Here is a 20,320-nt window from a genome sequence, read left to right on the forward strand (position 1 = left end):
TTCAGGAATGAACATTCTAGACAAAGCTAAAAATTATGTTGAAATCTTATTCAAAGATAAGTTATCTCCAGTATATTTTTATCATAATTTTATTCATACTGCCTATACGGTCAATAAGGCTGAGGAGATTATGAAGCATACCCCTGTTTCTGAAGAAGATCAGGAAAAAGTTCTTGTGGCCTTATGGTTTCATGATACCGGATATATAGAATGTGCGATGAACCACGAAGAGAGAGGAGTAGAGATCATGAAAAACTTTCTCCAACAGGAAAATTATCCGGAAAGCTATATTGCTGACGTGGAAAAATTGATTCTGGCCACTAAAATTACTTATGTCCCTCAAAGTGTATTAGAGAAAATTGTAAAAGACGCTGATTTCAGCCATTTTGCAGGTCACGATTATAATGATATTTCTGATGCTTTAAGGAAAGAATGGGAGCTTACCAATGTAAAATGTTTTTCTAATGAAGAATGGAATGCCGGAAATCTGGATATGCTGAAAAATAAGCATACTTTTTATACCGATTATGCCAAGGAAAATTGGGAACCTTTAAAAAAGAAGAATATCAAGAAGATCGAAAAAAAGCTGGAAAAAGAAGAGGAGAAAAAAGAGAATTCGGATAATAAATCTGAGAATAAAAAAGATAAGGAAAAATCAGACAGAAGTGTAGATACCTTGTTCAGGGTAACGCTTAACAATCATACGAGATTGAGTGACATTGCAGACAGTAAAGCAAATATTCTATTGTCTGTAAATGCCGTTATCATTTCGGTTTGTCTTTCTGTATTGGTGCCGAAGCTGGATGCTCCTAAAAATTCACATCTTATTCTCCCAAGCTTTATACTGTTACTGTCAAGTGTACTAACGATTGTCTTTGCGATATTATCTACAAAACCTAATGTTACCAAGACAACATTTACTTCGCAGGATATTGCGAACAGAAAAGTCAATCTGTTGTTCTTTGGAAATTTCCAGCAGATGCTGTTTGATGATTATCAGAATGCGATGAGAGATCTGATAAAAGACAGAGATTATATCTATGATTCTATGGTAAAAGACCTGTATTATCTTGGGAAGGTTCTCGATAGAAAGTATAAGCTTTTATCCATTACCTATAAGATCTTTATGGCTGGAATTATTATTTCTGTACTTTCTTTTGGGTTTGCTTTCTTTAGCTTGTAATTAAAAAAAATAGATCATGATTTTCAGTTAATTTATAGATTGACTGAAAATTATGGTTTTAGACGAGCAGGTATCATTGTTAAGTAATGAAATTCTTCCTTCGTGAGAATGACAATGGATTTTATCATCTTATTTTCCGGAATAAGTCTGGCTAATGGATACTCTCAGCGCAAGCAGCCCTGTAATTCCCTGAAGGTCTTCTACCTTTAAAAATTCAGCATCATGTTCCAGAATACCTTTCTTCTGAAGTTTGGTAACGTATTCCAGATATTCTCTCTGGTTTTCCATACCAAAATACACGATGGTGATTTTTCCAGGAGCCGTGATCCTTTCTGAAGAATCTTTTACGTGTGCTTTATCCAGACGTTTCTTAATGATTTCGTAGTAAGAGTTATAAGCTCCGTCTACATCAAAACGCTTTTCATCCATTCTGAAGCGGATGTCTATTTTCTCATTATACACAAAGATCAGAGAAGCTATATCCAGCGGAATAGGAAGGTCTTTTTTAAAGGACTGAAACTCAATTTCCATTTTGCAGATGGTTTTCAGCTGTGAGTATCTGAGTTTATGAACTACTTTCGAGGTATAATGGAGATCCGGAGAAATAGATTGTCCAATATAGAGATTGTGCTCTACACCATCAGATTTAAACCTTTCATAGTAATGCGGGAAAATTTCCTGCGCTTTGATCTGGCTTTCATCAAGCATATCTGCCAGTTTTCTATTGACAAGAGTAATAGAATCATCCAAATTTTTTCTATAACTGTAAAACAAGTCTGTTTGCAACAGTACCTGAGAGAAATAATCCTGAATTTTAGCCTTCACTGGTCTTGGTGTTCTTACCTCCAGTTTTCCCTGTAAAAAAGGATGAATTTCTTCTCTCAATAATCTTTGGAAACGCTGCTCGGTATCAGCTTTTATTTCATTATTTAACTCATTTTCAAATATATCCAGTGCCAGTAGAAATTTTTCAGAATCAGAATTGGTGAGTGCAAATATGGTATTAAGCCATTCGATCTGATGGTTAAGGTCTTTAAGCATCAGGTTAAAACGCTTTTCAGATGACGAACGGATATCCGATACCCCAAATAAAGGAGTCAGGTTTTTAAAGGAAATTTCTTTTAAAGTATGAATTTTTTTTCCAAGGGAAGCGGTAAAATATTTCTCTGCCTCATTTCTGAATTTCCAGACTACGCTGTCATGGATGGTAGTATATTCCCTTTGTATGATGGCTTCTATCTGATAATTTTTCTCAAAATAGAATCTGCTTAAAGAGAACAGCACCATATCGGTAAAAAATTCAAGTTTTTTGAGTTTTAAACCATTAAAACTGCCGGCGATAGGGGAGGCAAACTCCATAATAGCGAGAAGTTCATTATCTTTCATGATAGGGATTACCATGAAGCTGTTGACATTGTTATCCTTTAAAATAGTGAATGAAGGAAGCTGCCTAACAGTCTCATCCAGGTTATCCACATTAGAAACCACAATGGATTTCGAATTATGACTTAAATTGCTAAAAGTTGTTTTACGGGTCTCTTCATCAAAAGTATTGATCCAGAAATCCAGAATATGGTTAGTAAGCACACTTTCATAAATCGGAAGTTTATCGAGTTTCTGTTCTTTTTTGTTGAAGGTCATCAATCCAAAACTGAGTTCAGGAACATCAAAATAAGATTTGAAAATTTCTGTCAGATTCTCATTCGGTTTTAAATTTTCAGGATCAATCTCAATCATACTTGATTTAAGATCAGAAAGTGCAACTTCAGAGGTGCAGTCTACCAGAGAGATAATGGTAAAACCTTTTAATACCCAGGATTGTGATGGAAAATATTTTTTCCACAGTTTAAAATCATCTAGGTTTTCCAACAGCATATCCATAATCTCATCGGATGGAATTTTTGCATCCTCAGTAGGGTAAATCTCTGTAAAATCTGAATTTACTGTTATCTTGTAGTGTTTCATGATTCCCAATTTATTGGGGATATCATAATAGAAAGGTATAGTGCTTCTGATGTCTTTTTTAAAATAACTCTGAAGGATCAAACAGCAGCAGAATACATAAAATTCATTGTCACTAATATTTCGCAGCTCAATTTCAAAATCTTTTCCTGCATCTTTAAGAATATCTTTAAACCTTTCAGTATAGTTGAAAGTGATGTTGGAAAGGGGAATACTTGCCGCTTTTATTTCATTTCGGGTAAGCCCTGTAGGGAAAAGATCGGCGAGCAGTGATCTGATGAGGTCTTCATTTTTTTCCAGAATGCTTATATCCTGAAAGCCTTCTCTCAGTTCTTTAAAATTTCGTGTTCTTTCGATAAGAGACTCTGCATAGTTCGCCCTATACTCTAGTCGGTCATTATATCGGATGTGTTCTAACACATCCAAATATTTTTTGAACGATATATAAACCTGAAATGGGGAGTCTTTTTTGTAAAGATTAGCCAAGAGCTGAAATTTAAAGTAAAGTTATGAAAAAAAGACTACTTTCACTTCTGTTTTATATGGGTAAAAATAATTCTTTACCCTTTGTTTGTTTTGTTTTTTTGAAGAAATAATCAAAATGAATAGAATATTATACGTTTTTGATTTATTTTTTTAAAATATCTTCAGCCGTCTTTTCTTTTAGAGAATAATTGAATAATATGGATGAAGGTCTCACTTCAGCTTTCCGTCTGGCTGTATTTTATATTTCTTTTTCAATATCCTTTTTTCAGTGGTATTTTTTCTTGTGTAAAGTTTAATTTCAAAATTCTTCGTAATGATAAAATCGTTGACAGTCTGCCCATCAAATTCTGCAATTTGTAATGATGAAAGCAATTTGTTTTTTGTGGCCACCAACAGATCATAACCTTCTACATCAGATTCTGTATAAGCAAGAATGAAAGGCTGCAGACCATTGATTTTTGGAAGCATGAAAAAGCTGGTAGGAGTATCTGTGATACCATATTCTTCAAGAATAGTCTTATTTTCCGGATAAGAATATTGAGGATATCTATTGGCGCATTCCTTTTCATTAAATTTTATATAACATGTGGAATAGTAATCTTCATGATCGAAAGGTAAAGCGGTTATTTTGTAATTTTTATCAGCTAAGCTGTCTTGCCTCTTTGATTGTGGAATTTCAACCTTCTTATCCTTAATCAGTGAAGCTGCAAATTCTTTGAATGATTCTTGAGCACTCAGGATATATTCATCCAGGATGTTTTTATGGGTTTCCTCATTGATGATTTTATCAATCTCTCCGGTATTTTTGTAATAAAAAAGATAGGTTTCGTAACTGGTTTCTGCCATTTCATCATTCATATAGTTTTCCACCTTGAATTTTACTTTTATATAAGATTTATCCCGGGAAATGTCTTCGGCAGTATAGGTGGCTGCACACCCTGACCCGCAGCTCAGAGTAAAGGAACTCTTGTCCATATCGGTTATGGTTGCTTTGGATGGAACTGTCCTAGATGTAGTTTGTACAGGAGGAAGATTTTCTATTTTTTGTTCCAGGGTTTTCTTTTTACAGGAAAAAAGAAACAGAATTGTTACAATAGAAAAAGTAGCTTTTTTTAACATATTTAATTAAAACTATAAAGTTATGTTTTTAATATTATTTTTCCTTATCAAACTTTTTCGTGCAATCGGACTTTGTTTTAGCCATAGTGTTAGATAATGATTCTAAGGTGTTTTTAAGATCGAAATTGAAATTTTGTATACAAGTTTCCGTATATCCATCTTGCCAAGAATAGGATTCCTGTTCTATTTTCTTTAAAATAAAAGATTCGTCACTGCTTGATATATAATAATTACTACGAGAGTCTCCTCTATCTGGAAATGCCGTTATTAGTACGAAGCCATCTTTTGTTTGTTTAATGTCGGAAATTTGATTGCCTCCATCTTGCGAAAAGTTAGTTGTTTTTAAAACAAATTTATAGGTGGAACTATTATCCCCTAAAAAGAGTAATAAATCTTCACCTTCGTATGGTTTACTGCTGATAATTTTATCTGAAAATCCATCTTTATTGATGTCAAAAGTTTTAACGAAATATTGATTGTTGTTCAGATATTTGGTAATATTTATAGCGTTTTTTTCTTCTGCTTTTCCATTTAATAATTTGATATCCTCATTAATATTGTTAACCTTTTCGTCTTGATTTTGTTCAATTTTATTAAGTTTCAATTTTTTAGAAGGAGAGGAGTGTATATATACATTTTTAGAGTTTTCATCAAAAGAAAAAGTGCCTTTTATGAATTCTGGAACTTCATATGTTCCTGTAAAATTAAGCGCATCCTTACTGAAATGATAAAGGGAATAAGTAGAAAACTGCTCTGTAAACGAAGGCAATAACAAATATCCTTCAGAAGGATCATTATCTTTCAACAAAATATGGATATCCTTTTCTGCAAGCTCAAGTGAGGAATCATAAAAAAAATTGAGATGAACAGGGTTCCAAGAAACAGTTTCTTTTTTATTATTTTCAATAGAAATATAAGCTCCTTCAGAGATATACCTAATTTTTACAGTAAGTGAATTGTGATGTAGATCTAGCTTTTGAACCTGCTTGTTTAGATCGTAATCTTTTTGCTTACTGATATTTAAAACCTCTGTATATAAATTCTCTGCATTATTTACTACACTGGCTTTTTCATTTGCTGTGTGTAATGAATTAGCCTTTTTACAAGAAATACATACCAATAAAAGTAAGATTAAAAGGTTTTTCATATAAATTTTGTGGTGTATTATTCATTGGGTTCGATTTTTCTAGTCAAATAAAAATATTGATTATCACTTTTTAAATTACTTACATTTTTAGAATATCTTGCCATTTTATCTTTTCTGAATTTTAAATTAAGTATATTATTATTCATAGATATTTTTATAAAATCTCCAATATTCGTACTTTCAGAATCTGCTCTTGGTTCTTTTATATAAAATTGATCTACCAGATTTTCATTATTTAAAACAATTGCATAGTACCAATCTGTCCCAATATCAGCTGTAGCTTCAATGATAATAATCTCAAATGGAGTATTCTCTTTTGACTGAAATGAAAATATATTATATCCTGGACCTTCATAATTTGACCCTGATAAATCAATCTCATCTACAGCAAAATCCTTTTTTGTTAGCATAAAGCTATTATCTGTTTTGGAAATTAATTTAGTGTCACCACTTTCAAACCTACTTTCATTTTCAATATGTTTGAAGGGTTTTATAATGTTAAAATTAATTTCTGAAGAAATTTCAGGACTGATATTTTCTGATTTTACTATTTTCAGAGTATCGGATGTAACTTTGGCATCTTTTTCTTGAGTTGATTGGTTACTATATTTGCAACTCACTAAAAATGATAGAATAAAAAATATCCTATAAAATGGCTTTAACATGTGATTATTTTTTTTATGATCTTTTATTTTTTACAGCGTCTTGTACACTTTTATTGATGGGTTTTAACCTGACAAAATATGCTGGATTATAGCGATTTGTAAGACCTGCACCGTTACCTGTAGGTTTCATTGCAATCTCGAAATGTAAATGTGGATTTGGAACGCCACTCGCATTTCCAGTATCACCAGAATAACAAATTACTACACCGGCATCAACTTCTCCACTGGTTTTTACGGCTGATTTTAAATGAGCATAGCGAAGATAGAATTTACTAGCATTAATATTAAAACCGTCTCCTTTCTCTCTTTCCAATGAAAACAGATGCGAATAATTTGTTTTGGCATTTCTTAAATCATCTCCGTTTACTTCTAAGACTAAAACATTACCATAGGCACCCTCCTTGTGATAGCTTACTATTGTTCCTTTTAAACATGCTTTACAAGGAGTGTTTACATCAGCAAAAATATCTAATCCTTGATGATTTTTTGGGCGGCCATCTTCATATAATCTAACAGGTCCAAATGCTCCATTTTGTTCTTTATGAACCCCTTTAGAATTGTAATATGTTCTTTGAGGATTATCAATAGGATCATGCCATGTTGAATCACCCGCTTCTACAGGTTGGCAATTATTTACTTTAAAGACTGTCAATCCTTGTTCAAAATATTTTTTGGCGTCAGTCCAGCCTGCTAATCCAGGGTTGACCAATGCCCGGATTTTTTTAATATTTTCATTTGTTGATACTGTTAAAGTGTCTGCTGTCTTCCATATTTCATGCTTTTCCCAAAAAGCAATTGCAGATAATACAGCATATTTTGCTTCTTTTACTTTTCCAGGATCAGCTTCTAAATTAATGTATTCATTAGGGAATATATCTTTAATATATTTTGAAGCATTTTTATAATTTCCTCTACCCGTTAATTGTTTTAATCCACGTCCTCTATATATGTATCCATCACCACTTGCTTCATTACCATTACCATTTCCAAATCCGTTTTCATCTGCATACATATAATTTAATAATCTTTTTTGTGGATTATCATTACAATAAGTTGCTAATAAACCTCGAGCATTTAAATTCTTTGCTCTATCTCCAAATATACCCAAACATCTTGATTTTGAATACCTAAAAGCATCTGTTTCTACCATCCAGTCAGGATTTATGCCTAATGTTTCTGCACCTACTTGTGCAAAGAAATGGGCTTTTCTTAGACATGTATTAATATGGATATCTTTACCAGATTCAAAAATATATTTATTTAAATAATCTACAATTTCCTGTCTAAATGCTTTATGAGAACCTAATATGCCATACAAGTCTTCAATTTGCTGAAGAGTTATTTTATCAGAACATCTCGGGCACTTATTTCCAATCTGGAAATAAGCCCCATCCTTGTTCAGGAATTTTTTATCATGCTGCTTCTGACCCTGAGCTTTGGCGTGAAGATATAGGAATTCAGGTACTTTTTTCAGGAGTTTAAAGGTGATGGTGTTTCCTTCACTATAGTTCTTTATTTGTAAAACTTTTTTTATTTCTTCTTCGCTGGACGTTTTACCATTTTCTATTTTAGGGTTTTTGGCATTCCCTTTTTTGGCATTTGCAAGGATGGTTTTAGCTATGGAAGCTTTTTGGATTTCATTAGCTATGTTGGTTGCACCTCCAAATGTATAGGTGTAGGTTTCATCTTCTTTTCCTTTGTTGATCTTATCTTGCCATTGTTTCAGGTCTTCTTCGGATTTTGGGCGGAGATGGATCGGAATTTGGACAATATTATTTTTTACAATTCCCGTGAAAACTGTTTTTTCAGTTCCCGGAACTGCTTGCCCAGCAGGAGTTTTCTTTTCCATCTGTTCTTCGGTAATTTCAAGAACAGGAAGAACAGCGTCTGCAGCACCTTTGATGAGTCCGTCTTTTTCTTTTATAGAAATAGTTACCTGTTTTCCATCCAGAAGCATGGTTTTGGCTACCAGATACAATTTACTGTCTAGTGGGACACTGTCTACTTTCTTAAAGTCTACGCCCAGTTTGAAGGTTTTAAAAGTAACGGCCTTTTGATTTGCAGTATCTTTCCCATATGCTTCAGCGGTTAATGCTGCAGCAATTACTTCCAGTGTTGTATATTTCTTTTGAGCTTTCAGACTTTCTTTTATTTTATTAAGAATAGTCTTGGCAACTTTATTTTTTTCTTCTGCCGTACCTGTTTTATTGCCACTTTTATTTCCACCGAAGGTATAGGTATGAGTACCATCTTCCTCGCCAGTTTCTTTGATGTATTCTTTTTTGGCAAAATACGCATCCAGAAGATCTTCAATATTTGTAGGATTAACCGTAGTAGGAGAGGCTCCTCCAGGAACTGCAGGGGTTGGCGGCTGCGTATTATGAGCACTCCCATGAGCTGATTGTGGATCAGGTTCAGGTTGTGCCGGAGATGGAGTAGGCTGTGGTTGAGGTTGCTGTGGTGCTGGCTGTTGAGGTTGTGGTTGTCCAGATGGTGTGCGCAATTCCGCAGGGGTATTGACATTTACATTGTTGGTAGCATGCTTTTTATGGGAATAATATTCCACAGTTACATAAAATTCCAATTGCTGAGGATCGGTTTCACCTTGCATAGCTTTCCTCATCAGAGCTTTTGTCAGCATGAATTCTGCTCTCGCGATTCCGTTTTTTACCTTTTCTTTTTTGCTTTCTATGAGCAGGTTATTATTGTTATGACCTGAATTGCTGGCGTCATCTTCCCAAAGACTGAACTGCAGATATTGGGCCTCCAAATTTGTGCATTTGGCTTCTGCAACCAATTTTTCCATGAAACTGAACACTGTTCCAGGAGTATCGTCTATATATTTTAATTCAACTTTATTGATTCTTGGAATATTACTGGGCTTGGGCTGTATTTCCAAAGCCATGGGAGATCTTCCTTCCGGATTGTGAAGGTAAGCTTCAATTCTGAAGGTATCTTTGTGAGCATTTGTATTAAACGTAAAACTGCTTATGCCCACTTTCTTGATATTGGTGGGAACAAATTTTCCGTTTACCTTTTTAAAAAGATGCCAGGTAACACGTGCAGGGTTTCTTTTTTCTAATGGAGTGGCAGGATACCATTCTTCAATTTTATAGGTAACCAGTTCTCCAATTTTAGGTTTTGTATTTCCCGATATTTTATATATTCCTTGTTTTGGCATGGTTGAAAAGTTTAATTTTAATAAGCGTCTACTTCATCATCTTCTGTTTCCTTCTGAAATTCTTTAAAATTTATAAAAGGATTGATATTATGTTGTTCCTGTGGATCAGCTTTTTTTACATTCTGTTTGTTCATCGATGCGGTTTGACCATGCTCCATGATGGTGATTTTTCCGCCTGTAGAACACATGAGTTCCGATATTTCTGTGACGCAGCTATTTCCCAATACTTTTACTTTATCATAGGTTTTCTGCCATATGCCAGCAGGAGCATAAGCACAGGGAAGATATCCTCCCGGTGTTGGTTTTAGTTTGCATTTTCCAAAACTGGGGCCCTGAGGGTTAAATTGAAGGTCTTGTTCGGTGACAGCCAAAAAATCAGCCTGCCCCTCTTCATTATTCCAATAATGTTTATGATGGGTAGTTACTTTAAACTGTGGGAATTGGTCACCTTGATTACATTGTGCTTTCCCTTTTTGAATGACAAGATGTTTCCCGTCATGTGGCGATGCGGAGGCGGATTCGGGCATATTTTGTGGCTTTTTTTGGTGTTGGATCAAAGATAATAATTTATTTTAATTGCTTTTCTACAGTAAAAATATCCTGTTCTGTTACATCTCCTATCTGAATTTCAAACTGGGCTTCAACTTTTTGAATCATTAAATTGGTAAAATTTAAAAAGTATTCAGCTTCATGACGGCAGACCACTGAGTAATGATTGACGGGTTGCTGTTCATGGTATTCATACTCTTTATTATAAAGCTGATTCAGATTTCGGTAGTCGCATGATTTTCCAAATTGCTTAATCTTTATTATATCATTGTCTTTTGGTAACATCCGGTTATAAAGCTCAAAACGAATAGGGGCTGCATTTGATAGCCAGGGAATAAATTCATGGTAGAGATCAGAATCTGTCCAGTCGCTATATTTTGCTCTGTAAAAAGAACCAAAAAGAAACTGAACAGGTAATGTGTTTCTAATACTTCTTACCAGTTGAAGAGTGTTTTCAGTTATTTTTTTGATCTGATCAATATAAGATGCAGATAGATCATCTGTAAAATACTTTTTTAGATCATCCAGTTCGTTTTTGATCACTGCTTCTGAGTGAATAAAATTGCTCTCTGTTATTTTTCCTGTTTTGTCTACTCTGATTTCTACAGGAAATAAGATCGATGCACAGGCTTTTGATAAGCTTGAAATTTTGCTGTCTGATTCTGCTCCATTTTTAAGAGACCCAAATATTTGTAGTGAAAAGAAATGGTCATTTTGTTCGGCTCTCAGATATTTAAGTTCAGTTTGGTATGAATAACTGTTCTGTATGATTCCATTTTCGAGTTTACAATGGGTTATTGTATAAACTCCACTTAGTAATGGGAATGAAAATGGTATTTTTCCATGAGGCGGATGATAATACAAACTATCACCGTTTTTATTAATTTCTTGATTTAGTTTCTTGATTTCTTCACCAAAGGGAATAAGAAGCAGCGTTCCCGGTTTCATTTTCACGGGTTCTGCCAGCCTGTCATGTAGAGCACAATGCTTATTATGAAAATCTTTGAGGTATGTTGGATTTTCTACTTTCAGATCAGAGGCAATTTTTTCCAATGTATCATCTGGAAGTGTCATATAAGTAATCATGTGATTGGTGGTTAATGATTTTTTAAAATACTGAGATTCATTTCTCAGCGTGAAATTTAGAAAAAATCTTACAAAAAAACCTTCAGAATCATGTGAAATATCTATTAATAAGGCAATTATCCCTGAAATCAGGGAGTAATTTTATACACAGAATACCACTTAATCTGATGTTAGAGTAGAAGCTGTGTTCCTGAAGAAGAAGCTATTTCGTGAAATCTCATTTCTGTGACAAGGTTAAAAACTTAAGCACACAAAAAAACCTTTCAGATCTCTGAAAGGTTTTTTTGATATTGTATGGATAACTTTTTATAATCCGAACACTTTTGCAAACAGATCCGGGAAAACACCCAGGATGATAATGGCTGCGATAACAAATACTGCAACAATATTGTAAGTAAGTGTTACTTTTTCTGATGATTTGAATGTTGATTCTTTAAAGAAGAACATTGCGATAATCAGTCTTAAATAGTAAGCGATAGATAGGGCAGAACCTAAAACTGCTACTAATACTAAGAAAGCTGCACCGTTCATTGCCTGAGAGAATAAAGCAAATTTCCCCATGAAACCAGCCGTTAGCGGAACTCCTGCCATTGAAAGCATAGAGATCGCTGCTGCTGTTGCCAATAAAGGTTCTGTTTTTGCCAATCCTTTGAAAGCTCCGAAAGAAGTTTCTCTTTTTAATTTCTCTACCCAGATCAGACACATGAAAACTCCTACTGTAGATAAAGCATAAGCGAATAAATAGAACGCTAAGTTATAAGTAGAAAGGCTTGTCATTCCGAAGAATACCAATCCGATGTATCCTGCGTGAGATACTGAAGAGTACGCCAGCATTCTTTTTGCATTCGTTTGAGCAAGACCCATAACGTTTGCCAATAATAGAGTAATGATTAAGAATACCCCTAAAACATTAATCCATTCGTGAGTTACTCCAGCAAATCCGATTGTCATTAATCTGAACAATGCGAAGAAACCTGAAATTTTTACCACACTCGCCATGAATGCTGTAATTAATGAAGGTGATCCTGCATATACATCAGGGCTCCACATATGGAAAGGGGCTAAAGCTACTTTAAATGCCAATGCACAAAGGATAAGTAATACTCCTAAGATGAACATTACGTTCGAAGCGTTTGCTACTCCAAAGTCATGGATTTTATATAAATCAAAGCTTCCAGCACTTCCGTAGATGAATGCGATTCCGAAAAGTAAGAAACCTGTCGCGAAGGCACCCATTAAGAAATACTTGATTGAAGCTTCATTTGATCTTAAATCAGTTTTGTTAGCACCAGCCATTACATATAACGGGATAGAAAGGATTTCAACACCTAAGAACATGGTAACCAAGTTCTGGTATCCGAAAAGAACAATTCCTCCACATAATGCAAATAACATTAATGCATATAATTCCGATTGGTGGCTTCTGTGATTGCTGAATGCAAAACCTCCCAAGAAGAATAACAATAAGGTTGTTACAATGGATAATTTAGTGAATAATGCTGTATTGGCACTGTATTCATACATATGCTTGTAGTGATCGAAGAACGAACATTCAGGCATAAAGCTTACATACAATGCGATGATTAAACCTAAAATCCCAATGTATCTTGCGAATTTTCCCTGTTCGAAAACTCCTGAAAATAACGCAATAACTGCCGTTAGGAAAACAATAATTAAAACACTCATAATATAGATTTGAGACGTGAGATCTGAAGTTTAAAGTTCAAGGTTTAGAGTGTAAAGTTCCGGGTTTAAAAGTTCCCATCTCTTATCTCTTCGTCTTTTATCTTTATGCTCTCTAATCTCTTATTTTTTTAATTTTTAAATCTTTTAATTTTTTAGTTAGCCATCGCTGTGTAGATAAACTTCACTGAACTACTCACCATATCGATTACCGGTTGTGGGAAAATACCAAGTAAGATCACAAAAACCGCTAAACTCGCCAATACAGAGAATTCTACACCAGATAAATCTTTTGCTGTGCTTAACACTTCTGCATTTCCTTCTCCAAACATTGCTTTTCCGTAGAACCTCAATAAGTACACTGCACAAAGAATTACCGTAAGACCAGCAATTACTGCTGCTGTTCCGTTGAAATCATATACTGATTTTAACAGGATAAATTCCCCGATGAATCCATTCGTCAATGGAACTCCCATTGAACCTAATATAATAATCAGGAATAAAACAGCAAACTTAGGCGCTACTTTAGCTAAACCACCCATTTGTCTGATGTCTCTTGATTTAAATCTCTTGTATAAAATATCACAACAGTAGAATAATCCTACTACGTTGATACCGTGAGCGAAAGTCTGTACCAAAGCTCCTTCAGCACCTTCCACATTGAAAGTTCCTCTTAAAGTAACTACTGCAGAAGCGAAGATACCAGCTACCATCAATCCTACGTGAGAGAAAGATGAATAAGCAATGATTCTCTTCATGTCCGTCTGGATAATCGCAATCAGTGCACCGTGAACAATTCCCACAATAGCAAGGATAATTACAATCTGTCCTGAAATCCCAGCAATCGGAAGTGGAGTGATTGGAAGTAAATATCGCATTACACCATACACTGCCATTTTAAGCATGATACCGGATAACAACATCGATCCCTGAGTAGGAGAGTAGGTATACGTATCAGGCTGCCAGGTATGGAAAGGGAATACCGGTAATTTCACTGCAAAAGCAAAGAAGATAAACCAAAATACCACAGTCTGTTGTGTTTCGTTCAGTTGCGCATTGTATAGATCCGTTAAAGCGAATGATGCAGAGTGGTTGTACACATAGATCAATCCGGCTAACATAAATAAAGATCCAACGAATGTATATACGAAGAACTTCGTAGTGAATTCAAACCTTTTATTCTCTTGTCCCCAAAGTCCGGCAATAAACCAAATTGGAATCAAAGTTACTTCCCAGAAAATGTAGAACAATAATCCGTCTAAAGAAGTAAATACTCCTACAAGACCGAATTGCATCAACAGAATCAATCCGTAGAATGTATTTCTGTAGTTTACATTTTCGTTGAATGAAGATAAAATGATGATTGGCGCTAAAATGTTAGTCAGCAATAAAAGAAGCATACTCATCCCATCGATACCGAAGTGAAGAGAGCTCTTCATAAATTGTGACCAAGGATAATTGATCTCGTGCTGCAATACGCTGTCTACTGTCGGAGTAAAATCAAAATCCGAAAGTACATAGAACGTAAGGAGCATTTGTACCAATGCAATTCCAAGTGCCAAATATTTGCTGGAATTACTCTTCCACGCAAAAACTAATCCCGAACCTACTAGAGGTAATAGTAATAATGTTAATAATAAACAAGACATTATTATTGTAATAAAAAGTTAACAATTAATATAATTCCCACAGCTAAAGACATGATAAGAATATACGTCTCTACATTTCCGTTTTGTACACGCTTCATAGCTTTACCGCTGTCTTCAGCACCATCACCTACAAAGTTTACAAAACGGTCTAAGATACCCTTATCAAACATCTTTCCTCCGCGTCCTAATCCTTCAACAGTTTTTACAATCAATGCGTTGTAAAGTTCGTCTACATATAGTTTTTTAGCAGAAAGCTTTTCCCAACCGGTATAGCTTTCTTCTGCCACAGCCATTTTTTTCTTTTTCACGTAGGTATTTCTTACAATAAACCATACAGAGAAGAACATTAATACTGTCGCTGCTAATAAGATCATTTCAGTGTTGAAAGGTACTCCTGAAAGAGTAGCTTCCATCTGGCTGTAGCTTTGTTCCGTAAGAACAGGCTTTAACCATTCCATCAGTTTAGCATAGTGTCCGTGACCGATGAAATGTGGCAGGTTAATAAAACCTCCGATTACAGAAAGGATAGCCAATATGATCAATGGTAATGTCATATTAGACGGGCTTTCATGTAAGTGGTGTTTTTGTTCTTCAGTACCTCTGAATTCTCCGTGGAAAGTCAGATAGTATAGCCTGAACATATAGGTTGCAGTCATTGCCGCTAAAACAAATAAGATTACCCAATACATTGGATTTTTAGCGAAAGCTGCTACTAAAATTTCGTCTTTAGAGATCATCCCTGATAATAAAGGGAAACCTGAAATAGCTAATGTTCCGATCAGGAAGGTAGCGTGCGTAAGAGGAATATATTTTTTAAGACCTCCCATGAAACGCATATCCTGTTCGTTGCTCATTGCGTGGATTACAGAACCAGCTCCTAAGAATAACAAAGCTTTAAAGAAAGCGTGCGTCATTACGTGGAACATAGCTGTAGTATAAGCCCCAAGACCTAAAGCGATGAACATAAATCCAAGCTGTGAAACAGTAGAGTATGCCAATACTTTTTTGATGTCGTTCTGACGTAGAGCATAGAATCCTGCTAAAGCCGCCGTTAAGAATCCGATGAATAAAATTCCTCCCTGTACCGTTGGAGCTAAAGTAAATAAGAAGTTAGATCTTACTACTAAATAGATACCCGCCGTTACCATCGTTGCCGCGTGAATTAACGCAGAAACAGGAGTTGGTCCAGCCATCGCGTCTGGTAACCATGTATATAATGGAACCTGAGCCGATTTACCGGTAGCACCGATGAATAAACTCGCTGTGATAAAGATAATCACTGTTCCGTCTAATTCAAATTTTGAAGCATTTTCAGCTACAGAAAGGTAATCTACAGCATTGGTCTGAGCAGCAATCATAAAGATACCGATCAATAACGCAAGGTCACCAATTCTGTTCATGATGAAAGCTTTTCTTGCCGCTTTACCGTATTCCTCGTTAGTGTACCAGAATCCGATCAACAGGTAAGAACAAAGACCTACACCTTCCCATCCGATGAATAAGATAAGGTAGTTGCTTCCCATCACTAAAAGTAACATTGAGAAGATGAAAAGATTCAGGTAAGTAAAGAACTTATAGAATCCTTTATCATGACTCATATATCCGATAGAGTATAAGTGGATCAGTGAACCGATACCCGTGATGATCATGACCATCATTAAAGAAAGCTGATCGATCTGGAATCCAAAATTGATCTGAACTCCATTTACTCTAAACCATTCAAAAGCTTTTACGATTACAGGCTGGCTTTCAGAATTGAAATTCATGAAAAGACTTACAGCAATACAGAATGATCCGAAAACCATTGCCGTTGCCAAAGAACCAACTACTATTTTTGGAAGATTTTTTCCGAATAAACCGTTAATAAGAAACCCTAAAAGTGGTAAAAGTACTATTGCATATACTAAATTCTCCATTCTTATCCTCTTAATTTATTAAATATACTAACATCTACAGAACGGGTATTTCTATACAGCATAGCAATAATTGCCAGACCTACCGCTACTTCAGCAGCAGCAACCACCATAATGAAGAACACTAAAAGCTGTCCGTCTCCGTTCCCTTTGTACGCTGAAAAAGCAGCCAATAAAAGGTTTACAGAATTAAGCATAAGCTCTACACAGCCCAGAATCACAATAGCATTTTTTCTAAGCAATACTCCCATCACTCCTAAGCAGAACAATACTGAACAAAGGATAATGAAGTAGTCCAAAGGGATGCTTTGTATAAATGTATTTACTTCTCCCATAATTTTATAAATCTTTTTTACCGATTAATACCGCGCCTACAATACCTGCTAAAATCAGGATGGAAGCAAGCTCAAACGGTAAAACATATTCATTAAACAAAAGTCTACCCAGGTTTTTAGTAAGACCAACACCTCTATCTACATTCTCAACAACAATATGGTTTTGCTGAACGCCTCTGAATACTCCTAAAACTCCAACTAAAAGAAGACCTGCAGTAAAAACTCCAATAAATTTTAAAGTATTACCCTTCTTACTTTCGTCTGCTTTATTAAGGTTAAGCATCATAAGGATGTAAAGGAAAAGTACCATGATAGCACCTGCGTACACTATAATCTGGATAATTGCTAAAAATTGAGCATTCAAAAGAATGTACATTCCGGCAATTGAAAACATCGTAACAATTAATGACAAAATAGCATATAAAGGATTTTTGGCAAATACGAAATACACCGCACTTGACACTGCTAAAAACGCCACCAAGAAAAATAAAAACTGATCCATTATTTTACCGCATTTTTTTGTTTCTCGGATTGTCTTGTTGTGATGTCAATCCTTTCATTTATTTTTTCAACTAATTTATCTTTTCCGTAAATGAAAGAACCTCTGTTGGTTTCTACGTCTACCAATCTATCCGTAAGATAAATGGCAGATTTAGGACAAGCCTCTTCACACATCCCGCAGAAAATACATCTTAGCATATTGATTTCATATACCGAAGCGTACTTTTCTTCTCTGTAAAGTCCTTTTTCCTCTTTTGTTCTTTCAGCAGCAGTCATCGTAATGGCTTCTGCAGGACAAGCTACCGCACAAAGTCCACAAGCTGTACATCTTTCTCTGCCTTCCTCGTCTCTCTTCAAAACGTGCTGGCCTCTCCAGATGGTAGTTCTTGGCTTCTGTACTTCCGGATACGAATATACTGCGGGAGCACCCTTTATCACGGTTCTTACAGCATGCTTAAATGTAATCCCCATTCCTGTAAAGATCGCAGGAAGGTAGATTTTTTCAGCAAGGGTCATTTCTTTATTGGAAACAACTTTTGATCTGTTTGTAAGTTTCATTTATTTAATTTTTTTAGGCTGAACCTGTATCCAGCATTAAAAATATATTCTTATCTCTTAGTTTGCAAATGCTAAAATTACAGCTCCTGTAATTAATAGGTTTACCAATGCCATCGGAATTAATGTTTTCCATCCTAAGTGCATTAACTGGTCATATCTGAATCTTGGAAGCGTCCATCTGATCCACATGAAGATCAAAATTCCGATTACCGTTTTCGTTAAGAATGCTACGATACTTAAGATTCCTGCAACGTTTTCTCCCCAGTTCTGAGTTACCCATTCAATACCAGGATAGTTGTAACCTCCAAAGAAAAGAACCACCATGAAAGCATTAGAGATAAACATGTTTACGTATTCCCCAAACATATACAACCCTAATTTCATGGAAGAGTATTCTGTAGAGTATCCTGTTACCAATTCAGATTCACATTCAGGTAAATCGAACGGGTGTCTGTTTGTTTCTGCTAAAGCCGCTACAAAGAAGACAAGGAAAGCAATTGGCTGATAGAAAATATTCCAGTTCATTCCGGAAACCCAAGGAATAACTCCCCATAATTTCCCAGTAGTTTGGCTTTCTGTGATTTCTTTTAAATCTAAGCTTCCAGACATCATAATAATAGAAAGAAGTGCTAATCCCATTGCCAATTCATAAGAAATCATCTGAGAAGAAGCACGGATAGCACCTAATAATGAATATTTATTGTTCGAAGCCCAACCTCCGATCATAATTCCATAAACCCCAATGGAAGCCATTCCGATGATGAAAAGTACACCAACGTCAATATTAGCCACCTGAAGATCAAAAGAAGTACCTGCAATATTTAAACTTTTACCCCAAGGAATAACTGCCCCAGTGATTAGTGAAATAAACATTACTAAAGCTGGACCTAATACGAAAAGGAATTTTTCAGCATTGGCAGGCGTAAAGTCTTCCTTAAAGAAGAATTTTCCACCGTCAGCAAGAGGTTGCAGCAATCCAAAAGGTCCAGCTCTGTTAGGACCAATTCTATCCTGCATGATAGAGGCAACTTTTCTTTCTGCCCAGGTAGAGTAGGCTGCAATCGTTAGCGAAAGCAGGAAAAGTGCTAGTACAAGTATAAGTTTAAATGTAAGTAAATCCATTTTTTATTTTAAATGTTTGAAGATGGGAGCTGGAAGCTGGAAGTTTATCACGTCGTGGCATCAACTCTTCATCACATTACCAAATTTTTTATATATTATTAAAGCAGCTAAAATTAAAACTGAAATTTAGGGTATTTATTAAACTCCCAGCTTCCAGCTTCCTAACTTCCAACTATTCTATTTTTCGTCTTTTTCACTGATTTCCTTAGCACCAGGATTATCGATCATGATCAATTCGTCTTTTGGCTTCTGGTAATGATTCAATGAAATTACAGAGTGTCTGTCGATATGTCTAGGACCTTCGATGTTCCAGTCTGATAAAGATTTTCTTTCGAAACGACATGTATCGCAGATGAATTCTTCAACTTCACCCCATTGGTCTTTTCTTGCAGTAACTCTTACAATTTCGTCACCTTTCATCCAAACTACAGCTTTTCCTGAACATTTATCACACTTACAAGTAGCATTCATAGGTTTTGTAAACCATACTCTGCTTGCAAAACGGGATGTTCTGTCCGTTAATGCTCCTACAGGACAAACGTCAATAACGTTTCCAATGAAGTCATTGTCCAAAGCTTTATTTAAATAGGTTGAAATTTCAGCGTGATCTCCTCTGAAAAGAATACCGTGCTCTCTTTCACCTGTTAATTGGTTAGCAGCTAATACACATCTTGCACAAAGAATACAACGGTTCATGTTCAGTTTGATGTGAGGTCCAAGATCATCAGCTTCGTAAGTATTTCTTTCGAATTCTGTTCTTGTTTCAAGATTTCCATGCTCATATCCAAGATCCTGAAGATGACATTCACCTGCCTGATCACAAACAGGACAGTCTAGCGGGTGGTTTACCAATAAGAACTCGGTAACCGCTTTTCTTCCTTCCTGAGCTTTCTCAGAAGTAAGGTTTTTAACTTCCATACCGTCCATAACGTTGGTTCTGCAGCTTGCTACCAATTTCGGCATAGGACGCGGATCTGCTTCAGATCCTTTAGAAACTTCTACAAGACAAGTTCTGCATCTTCCTCCGCTGGTCTCTAATTTGCTGTAGTAACACATAGCAGGAGGTACAGATTTACCACCGATTTGTCTAGCCGCTTCCAAAATAGAAGTACCAGGCAAAACTTCAGTAGTCTGTCCGTCTATCGTTATTTTGAATTTTTTAACTTCTTCGCTCATATCGT

16 protein-coding genes are annotated in these 20,320 nt (G+C 35.5%); 1 reads left to right on the forward strand and 15 read right to left on the reverse strand.

Annotated elements, in window-relative coordinates; all coding sequences use genetic code 11:
* Positions 1-7: 7 nt before the first annotated feature.
* The gene (locus tag AC3HD6_RS19660) at positions 8-1,183 is read left to right on the forward strand and encodes a Pycsar system effector family protein (RefSeq protein ID WP_488897880.1); all 1,176 of its coding nucleotides are present in this window, start codon (positions 8-10) and stop codon (positions 1,181-1,183) included.
* Between the two features lie 129 nt (positions 1,184-1,312).
* Here AC3HD6_RS19660 and AC3HD6_RS19665 read toward each other — a convergent pair whose 3' ends face one another.
* From AC3HD6_RS19665 to AC3HD6_RS19735, 15 genes are all read right to left on the reverse strand, one after another.
* Positions 1,313-3,565: a GAF domain-containing protein gene (locus tag AC3HD6_RS19665; protein WP_488897881.1), complete on the reverse strand. Its 2,253-nt coding sequence runs from the start codon at positions 3,563-3,565 to the stop codon at positions 1,313-1,315.
* A 276-nt stretch (positions 3,566-3,841) separates the two neighbouring features.
* Positions 3,842-4,750 (reverse strand): hypothetical protein, encoded by a 909-nt coding sequence (locus AC3HD6_RS19670; protein ID WP_488897882.1) that lies wholly within the window; start codon positions 4,748-4,750, stop codon positions 3,842-3,844.
* Between the two features lie 34 nt (positions 4,751-4,784).
* Entirely contained in the window at positions 4,785-5,897 is a 1,113-nt protein-coding gene (locus AC3HD6_RS19675) for a hypothetical protein (RefSeq protein WP_488897883.1), read from the reverse strand.
* 17 nt (positions 5,898-5,914) lie between these two features.
* Positions 5,915-6,562, reverse strand: a complete 648-nt coding sequence (locus AC3HD6_RS19680; protein ID WP_488897884.1) for a hypothetical protein — start codon at positions 6,560-6,562, stop codon at positions 5,915-5,917.
* 13 nt (positions 6,563-6,575) lie between these two features.
* Positions 6,576-9,743 (reverse strand): hypothetical protein, encoded by a 3,168-nt coding sequence (locus AC3HD6_RS19685; RefSeq protein WP_488897885.1) that lies wholly within the window; start codon positions 9,741-9,743, stop codon positions 6,576-6,578.
* 17 nt (positions 9,744-9,760) lie between these two features.
* Positions 9,761-10,270 (reverse strand): DUF4280 domain-containing protein, encoded by a 510-nt coding sequence (locus AC3HD6_RS19690; RefSeq protein ID WP_488897886.1) that lies wholly within the window; start codon positions 10,268-10,270, stop codon positions 9,761-9,763.
* Between the two features lie 40 nt (positions 10,271-10,310).
* Positions 10,311-11,378 (reverse strand): hypothetical protein, encoded by a 1,068-nt coding sequence (locus tag AC3HD6_RS19695; protein ID WP_488897887.1) that lies wholly within the window; start codon positions 11,376-11,378, stop codon positions 10,311-10,313.
* 306 nt (positions 11,379-11,684) lie between these two features.
* Positions 11,685-13,064, reverse strand: coding sequence for an NADH-quinone oxidoreductase subunit N (locus AC3HD6_RS19700; RefSeq protein WP_488897888.1), 1,380 nt, complete (start codon positions 13,062-13,064; stop codon positions 11,685-11,687).
* 152 nt (positions 13,065-13,216) lie between these two features.
* Positions 13,217-14,710: a complex I subunit 4 family protein gene (locus AC3HD6_RS19705; RefSeq protein WP_488897889.1), complete on the reverse strand. Its 1,494-nt coding sequence runs from the start codon at positions 14,708-14,710 to the stop codon at positions 13,217-13,219.
* Between the two features lie 2 nt (positions 14,711-14,712).
* Positions 14,713-16,626: an NADH-quinone oxidoreductase subunit L gene (gene nuoL / locus AC3HD6_RS19710; RefSeq protein ID WP_488897890.1), complete on the reverse strand. Its 1,914-nt coding sequence runs from the start codon at positions 16,624-16,626 to the stop codon at positions 14,713-14,715.
* A gap of 2 nt (positions 16,627-16,628) precedes the next feature.
* Positions 16,629-16,958 (reverse strand): NADH-quinone oxidoreductase subunit NuoK, encoded by a 330-nt coding sequence (gene nuoK / locus AC3HD6_RS19715; protein ID WP_065396642.1) that lies wholly within the window; start codon positions 16,956-16,958, stop codon positions 16,629-16,631.
* Positions 16,959-16,962: 4 nt separating this feature from the next.
* The gene (locus tag AC3HD6_RS19720; RefSeq protein ID WP_068939958.1) at positions 16,963-17,460 is read right to left on the reverse strand and encodes an NADH-quinone oxidoreductase subunit J family protein; all 498 of its coding nucleotides are present in this window, start codon (positions 17,458-17,460) and stop codon (positions 16,963-16,965) included.
* Positions 17,460-18,017: a NuoI/complex I 23 kDa subunit family protein gene (locus AC3HD6_RS19725; protein ID WP_040996950.1), complete on the reverse strand. Its 558-nt coding sequence runs from the start codon at positions 18,015-18,017 to the stop codon at positions 17,460-17,462. Before AC3HD6_RS19725 ends, AC3HD6_RS19720 begins: the two co-directional genes overlap by 1 nt.
* 57 nt (positions 18,018-18,074) lie before the next feature.
* Positions 18,075-19,139 (reverse strand): NADH-quinone oxidoreductase subunit NuoH, encoded by a 1,065-nt coding sequence (gene nuoH, locus AC3HD6_RS19730; protein ID WP_065396640.1) that lies wholly within the window; start codon positions 19,137-19,139, stop codon positions 18,075-18,077.
* A 177-nt stretch (positions 19,140-19,316) separates the two neighbouring features.
* Entirely contained in the window at positions 19,317-20,315 is a 999-nt protein-coding gene (locus AC3HD6_RS19735; protein ID WP_068939953.1) for an NADH-quinone oxidoreductase subunit G, read from the reverse strand.
* Positions 20,316-20,320: the final 5 nt, after the last annotated feature.

This window comes from Chryseobacterium sp. II3a (genome assembly GCF_057815135.1).

Bases quoted from the DNA above. Each gene is read 5' to 3' on its own strand.
- AC3HD6_RS19725 (WP_040996950.1), bottom strand. From the start codon at position 18,017: ATGAAACTTACAAACAGATCAAAAGTTGTTTCCAATAAAGAAATGACC.
- AC3HD6_RS19695 (WP_488897887.1), bottom strand. From the start codon at position 11,378: ATGATTACTTATATGACACTTCCAGATGATACATTGGAAAAAATTGCC.
- AC3HD6_RS19705 (WP_488897889.1), bottom strand. From the start codon at position 14,710: ATGTCTTGTTTATTATTAACATTATTACTATTACCTCTAGTAGGTTCG.
- AC3HD6_RS19670 (WP_488897882.1), bottom strand. From the start codon at position 4,750: ATGTTAAAAAAAGCTACTTTTTCTATTGTAACAATTCTGTTTCTTTTT.
- AC3HD6_RS19660 (WP_488897880.1), top strand. From the start codon at position 8: ATGAACATTCTAGACAAAGCTAAAAATTATGTTGAAATCTTATTCAAA.
- AC3HD6_RS19700 (WP_488897888.1), bottom strand. From the start codon at position 13,064: ATGAGTGTTTTAATTATTGTTTTCCTAACGGCAGTTATTGCGTTATTT.
- AC3HD6_RS19690 (WP_488897886.1), bottom strand. From the start codon at position 10,270: ATGCCCGAATCCGCCTCCGCATCGCCACATGACGGGAAACATCTTGTC.
- AC3HD6_RS19675 (WP_488897883.1), bottom strand. From the start codon at position 5,897: ATGAAAAACCTTTTAATCTTACTTTTATTGGTATGTATTTCTTGTAAA.
- nuoL (WP_488897890.1), bottom strand. From the start codon at position 16,626: ATGGAGAATTTAGTATATGCAATAGTACTTTTACCACTTTTAGGGTTT.
- nuoH (WP_065396640.1), bottom strand. From the start codon at position 19,139: ATGGATTTACTTACATTTAAACTTATACTTGTACTAGCACTTTTCCTG.
- AC3HD6_RS19735 (WP_068939953.1), bottom strand. From the start codon at position 20,315: ATGAGCGAAGAAGTTAAAAAATTCAAAATAACGATAGACGGACAGACT.
- AC3HD6_RS19685 (WP_488897885.1), bottom strand. From the start codon at position 9,743: ATGCCAAAACAAGGAATATATAAAATATCGGGAAATACAAAACCTAAA.
- nuoK (WP_065396642.1), bottom strand. From the start codon at position 16,958: ATGGGAGAAGTAAATACATTTATACAAAGCATCCCTTTGGACTACTTC.
- AC3HD6_RS19720 (WP_068939958.1), bottom strand. From the start codon at position 17,460: ATGGATCAGTTTTTATTTTTCTTGGTGGCGTTTTTAGCAGTGTCAAGT.
- AC3HD6_RS19680 (WP_488897884.1), bottom strand. From the start codon at position 6,562: ATGTTAAAGCCATTTTATAGGATATTTTTTATTCTATCATTTTTAGTG.